The 874-nt window shown below is 76.5% G+C and carries 2 pseudogenes; one reads left to right on the forward strand and one right to left on the reverse strand.

What is annotated here, in order from left to right:
- Positions 1–649, forward strand: a pseudogene (locus CCN44_RS44850) (hypothetical protein); the annotation flags it as partial.
- 6 nt (positions 650–655) lie between these two features.
- On the opposite strand, the pseudogene CCN44_RS42435 reads toward CCN44_RS44850, so the two are convergent.
- Positions 656–874, reverse strand: a pseudogene (locus CCN44_RS42435) (hypothetical protein); the annotation flags it as partial.

The raw sequence follows: 874 nt of genomic DNA on the forward strand, positions 1-874 counted from the left end.
GGCCCAGGACGCGGTCAGGGCCGGCGAAGCCGCGCGGACGGACGACCCGCCGGCCACGGCCGTCGGCGACGGCACGGGCGACACCGCCGGCGACGGCACGGGCGGGGCCGCGGGCGAGACCGGTTCCGCCGCCGAGGGGAAGGCGGACGGGGGCGCCGGCAGGTTCAAGGTGTGGGGCAGGAGCAGAGGCACGGGCAAGGGGAGTACGCCCGCTCGGCCGGGGACCTCGGCCGGTACGACCGCGGCGGCCGAGGAGGAGCCGTACGACGTCCTCCCCGCCGACACCCCGTTCCCGTCCACGTTCCCGGCGTCCGCACCGGCCCCGGCGTCCTCTCACGCCCCGTTCCCGGCGCCCTTCCCGACCTCGGCCACCGAGCCGTTCCCCGCGGGCTGGCACGACGACGTCGCCCGCGCCTCCCGCTGGGCGGCCTTGAAAGAGGCGGCGGCAACCCCGGAGACCAGCCTCGACACCGCCCCCTGGCCCCCCGCCGAGCCTCGGCCCGAAGCCGAAGCCGAAGCCAAAGCCGAAGCCGAAGCCAAAGCCGAAGCCGGAGCGGGAGCCGAAGCCGAAGGCGGAACGGAGGCCGATGCCGGAGCGGGCCCCCGTCCCGAGTCCCGCGCCGAGCCCCGCCCGGACTCCTCCGCGTGAGCGGCCTCAGCCGTTGTCCACGCCCAGCACGCCGCGCAGCTCCCGGGGCAGCAGGGTGTCGCAGGACTGCTTGGCCTCGTGGGTGAGGGCGTCGTTCACGCAGGTGTAGTAGTCGCGGTAGACGAGCTGGACGGTGAAGGTGGACGCCACCAGGACCAGAGCCAGGGACGCCGTGACCAGGCCGCTGATGGCCGCCGTCCGCTGGGGCCGGCCGGCCGGGATGCC

The sequence above is a fragment of the Streptomyces tricolor genome (assembly GCF_002155905.1).
GTDB lineage: Bacteria > Actinomycetota > Actinomycetes > Streptomycetales > Streptomycetaceae > Streptomyces > Streptomyces tricolor.